The following is a 4,221-nucleotide window of genomic DNA, read 5'->3' on the forward strand; positions in this document are numbered from 1 at the left end:
GGCCGCCTCCCCCACCGCGGGAGGCGGCCGATTCGTCGTTCAGGGGCCGGTCGAGCAGAGCTCAGCGCGGCTGGTCGGGGATGTCGCCGGCCAGGAACCACAGCGCTGCGGCGACCCCGCCGAGCATGATCACGTCGATGGAGCGGTGTCGCACGGCGAGCATCCCGGCGTCGCGTCGAGGCAGGACCAGCCTCAGCAGCGCCGCTGCGCCCAGCGCGCCGGCGACCACACGGACACCCACCCGCCAGTCACTCAGGGCCACCAGGGCGATCCCCAGCGAGGCCACGAGCAGCACCACGAGGTAGCACGCCCCGCCGATCGTCGACGGGTAGCGCCGCTCGACCGGCTCGTGGAGCTCGGGGGCCGGCTCGATCGGCTCGAACCCCTCGGGGCGCTGGCTCATCAACTCAGTCAGTCCTGGCCCAGGGCCCGCTCGGCGCTGGAGACGATGTTGGAGAGCAGCATCGCACGCGTCATCGGGCCCACCCCACCAGGGTTGGGTGAGACCCAGCCGGCGGTCTCCCACACGTCGTCCGCGAGGTCGCCGGCGATCTTGCCGTCGACGCGCGAGACGCCCACGTCGAGCAGGGCAGCACCGGGCTTGATCATGTCGCCGGTGATGATGCCGGGCACGCCCGCAGCAGCGACGACGATGTCGGCCTGGCGCACGTGGGCCGCCAGGTCGCGCGTGCCGGTGTGGCACAGGGTGACGGTGGAGTTCTCCGAGCGACGGGTCAGCAGCAGGCCGAGCGGACGACCGACGGTGAGCCCGCGGCCCACCACCACGACCTCGGCACCGTTGAGCTCGACGCCGTGACGGCGCAGCAGCTCGATGCACCCGATGGGGGTGCACGGCAGCGAGCCCGCCTCCCCCAGCACGAGCTTGCCGAGGTTGGTCGGGTGCAGGCCGTCGACGTCCTTGTCGGGGTCGACGCGCGAGAGCAGGGCGAACTCGTCGAGGCCGGTGGGCTGCTGCACCAGGAAGCCGGTGCAGGACGGGTCTGCGTTGAGCTCGTCGATGACCGCCTCGACCTCGGCCTGGGTCGCGGTCGCGGGCAGGTCGCGACGGATCGACTCGATGCCGATCTCGGCGCAGTCCTTGTGCTTGGCGCCGACGTACCAGTGCGAGCCCGGGTCGTCGCCGACCAGGACGGTGCCCAGGCCGGGCACGACGCCCTGCTCCTTGAGGCGGGCGACCCGCTCGGTCAGCTCGACCTTGATGGCCTTGAGGGTGGCGGTGCCGTCGAGACGTTGTGCAGTCACGTGGTCATCCTGTCACTGGAAGTGGTGGAGGGTTCGGGTTGAGGTCGGGTCCGACTTTGTGGGTACCGCCGGTGGGGACCTCACCGGGTCTCGACACGCGGGTCACGGCTTCGCAAGCTCAGCCGTGCCGCTTGCTCGACCACCGACGATCGCGTCCTCGCAGGCTCGGTCGCGATCAGTGCGCGAAGTGCCGGGTGCCGGTGAAGTACATCGTCACGCCGGCAGCGGTGCAGGCGTCGATGGTGAGCTGGTCACGCATCGAGCCACCCGGCTGCACGATGGCGCTGATGCCGGCATCGATGAGGAGCTGGGGGCCGTCCTCGAAGGGGAAGAACGCGTCGGAGGCGGCCACCGAGCCGGCGGCGCGGTCGGCGGCGCGGGTCACCGCGAGCTTGCAGGAGTCGACGCGGTTGACCTGACCCATGCCGACGCCGACCGAGGCGCCGTCCTTGGCCAGGAGGATCGCGTTGGACTTGACCGAGCGGCAGGCCTTCCAGGCGAAGGCGAGGTCGGCCAGCACCTCGGCGGAGGCGGGCTCGCCGGAGGCGAGGGTCCAGGTCGACGGGTCGTCGCCGCCACCCTCGACGGACGCGGTGACGTAGTCGCGCTGCTGGAGCAGCACACCGCCCGAGATCGGACGGAGCTCGACCTCGCCGGTCGCCATCGGCTCGCAGACGAGCAGGCGCACGTTCTTCTTCGCGGCGAGCACCTCGACGGCACCCTCGTCGTAGCCCGGGGCCACGACGACCTCGGTGAAGACCTCGGCGACCTGCTGGGCCATCTCGACCGAGACCGGCACGTTGGTGGCGATCACGCCACCGAACGCGGAGACCGGGTCGCAGGCGTGGGCGCGGCGGTGCGCCTCGGCCACGTCGGCACCGACGGCGATGCCGCACGGGTTGGCGTGCTTGATGATCGCGACCGTCGGCTCGTCGAAGGTGTACGCCGCGCGGCGGGCCGCGTCGGAGTCGAGGTAGTTGTTGTAGGACATCTCCTTGCCGTGCAGCTGCGTCGCCTGAGCGAGGCCGCCGCCGGCCGGGCTGGTGTAGAGCGCGGCGCCCTGGTGGGGGTTCTCGCCGTAGCGCAGCACCGCCGCCTTGTCCCAGGTGCCACCGATCCACGCGGGGAAGCCGGTGCTCTCGCCGTCGACGACCGAGGTGTCGGTGAGCACGCTGCCCATCCACGAGGCCACGGCGACGTCGTACGACGCGGTGTGCACGAACGCCTCGGCGGCCAGCTGCTTGCGCTGGGCGAGGGTGAAGCCGCCGGCGGCGACTGCAGCCAGCACGTCGTCGTAGCGCACGGGCGAGGTGACGATGGCGACCGACGGGTGGTTCTTGGCCGCGGCGCGCACCATCGAGGGTCCCCCGATGTCGATCTGCTCGACGCACGCGTCGGCGTCGGCACCCGAGGCGACGGTGTCGGTGAAGGGGTAGAGGTTCGAGACGACGAGGTCGAACGGCTCGACCCCGAGGTCGGCGAGCTGCGCGACGTGGGAGTCGAGGCGACGGTCGGCCAGGATGCCTGCGTGCACCTTGGGGTGCAGGGTCTTGACGCGGCCGTCGAGGCACTCGGGGAAGCCGGTGAGGTCCTCGACCTTGGTGACCGGCAGGCCGAGGCCCTCGATCAGGGCGGCCGAGCCGCCGGTCGAGACCAGCGCGACGCCGGCGTCGTGCAGCGCACGCACCAGGCCCTCGAGGCCGGACTTGTCGTAGACCGAGACCAACGCTCGGCGGATCGGGATCTGCTCGCTCATGACAGGGTTCTCCTCATCTCGTGATGGGGGCCACCCAGGCGTTCGATGACCTCACTGCTTCCCCTGAGACGGGGGCACTCCCCGGTGGTCGCCCACCTGCGCCAGTCGTGTGCCCTCACCCTAGAGGTTGGCGGCCCTGGTGCCGAACCGTGCCGAACCTGACCTGACGGCCCTCGACCACGAAGCCCTCGCGCGCCATCCGACCGACGGCCTCGACGAGCATCGTGCGCTCGGCGCTCTTGATGCGTTCGTGGAGCGACTCGACGTCGTCGTCGGGCTCGACGTCCACCGCGCTCTGCGCCACGATCGGGCCCGTGTCGACGCCGGCGTCGACGACGAACAGGGTGCAACCGGTGACCTTGACGCCGTACTCAAGGGCGTCGGCGGGGCCGCGCATCCCGGGGAAGGAGGGCGACAGCGCAGGGTGGGTGTTGAGCACGCGGCCGCCGAAAGCCGACAGGAAGCTCTCCCCCACCAGCTTCATGAAGCCGGCCAGCACGACCACGTCCGGTCGATGGGCCGCCACCGCCGCCGCGAGGTCGGCGTCCCAGGCGGCGCGGTCGTCGAAGTCCTTCACGCGCCGGACGAACGTCTCGACCCCGGCTCGCTGCGCCCGCTCGAGGCCCTCGATGTTGTCGCGATCGGCTCCGACGGCGACGACCTCGGCGCCGTAGGCGGGGTCGGTCGCGGCGTCGAGCAGCGCCTGGAGGTTGGTCCCGCTCCCGGAGACGAGGACGACGAGGCGGGCCGCCGGGCGGTCGGGGTTGGCGGGCACGCCCGAGACCTTACTGCGTCAGGTCGGGCTCGAGCTCGATCTCCACGGGCATGGACCGGCGCTGCCACCAGGTGATCGCCAGGGCGCCGAGCAGACCGCCGATCCCGAACGAGGTGACGGCGTGCAGCGCGGTGTCGAAGGCGTACGGCGCGACGTCTCGCATGCGGCCCGGGCCGACCGAGCCGCCCGCCACCGAGGCGATCAGGCCGAGCACGAGACCGGCCAGGATCCCGCCGGCGCACCCGCGCAGAGCCGCGTCGGTGTAGCCGAAGACCGGGGCCCGACGCTGGTGCAGCACCACGGCGACGGCGGCCACCAGGGGTGGGAGCAACATCAACCAGACCGTCCAGCCCGGCACGGCACCTTCGTCGGGCAGGGCGGCGAGCATCGGAAAGCTCGGCAGCGGTCCGAGCACGACCACGCTCGG

At 71.8% G+C, this 4,221-nt stretch carries 5 protein-coding genes; all 5 read right to left on the reverse strand.

Going from position 1 to position 4,221, the window contains the following annotated elements; all coding sequences use genetic code 11:
- Positions 1–61: 61 nt before the first annotated feature.
- Entirely contained in the window at positions 62–403 is a 342-nt protein-coding gene (locus tag VOI19_RS15370; RefSeq protein ID WP_323793841.1) for a DUF3017 domain-containing protein, read from the reverse strand.
- An 8-nt stretch (positions 404–411) separates the two neighbouring features.
- Entirely contained in the window at positions 412–1,263 is an 852-nt protein-coding gene (locus tag VOI19_RS15375) for a bifunctional methylenetetrahydrofolate dehydrogenase/methenyltetrahydrofolate cyclohydrolase (protein WP_323793842.1), read from the reverse strand.
- A 175-nt stretch (positions 1,264–1,438) separates the two neighbouring features.
- On the reverse strand, positions 1,439–3,019 hold the full coding sequence (purH, locus tag VOI19_RS15380) for a bifunctional phosphoribosylaminoimidazolecarboxamide formyltransferase/IMP cyclohydrolase (protein WP_323793843.1): 1,581 nt from the start codon (positions 3,017–3,019) through the stop codon (positions 1,439–1,441).
- Between the two features lie 115 nt (positions 3,020–3,134).
- A complete protein-coding gene (purN, locus tag VOI19_RS15385) occupies positions 3,135–3,794 on the reverse strand; it encodes a phosphoribosylglycinamide formyltransferase (RefSeq protein ID WP_323793844.1) in 660 nt (219 codons plus the stop codon).
- 10 nt (positions 3,795–3,804) lie between these two features.
- Positions 3,805–4,221, reverse strand: a 417-nt coding sequence (locus tag VOI19_RS15390) for a DUF6350 family protein (RefSeq protein ID WP_323793845.1), incomplete at its 5' end; no start/stop codon positions are given.

It is taken from the genome of Nocardioides sp. (assembly GCF_034670285.1).
Classification (GTDB): Bacteria; Actinomycetota; Actinomycetes; order Propionibacteriales; family Nocardioidaceae; genus Nocardioides.

Bases quoted from the DNA above. Each gene is read 5' to 3' on its own strand.
- VOI19_RS15370 (WP_323793841.1), bottom strand. From the start codon at position 403: ATGAGCCAGCGCCCCGAGGGGTTCGAGCCGATCGAGCCGGCCCCCGAG.
- purH (WP_323793843.1), bottom strand. From the start codon at position 3,019: ATGAGCGAGCAGATCCCGATCCGCCGAGCGTTGGTCTCGGTCTACGAC.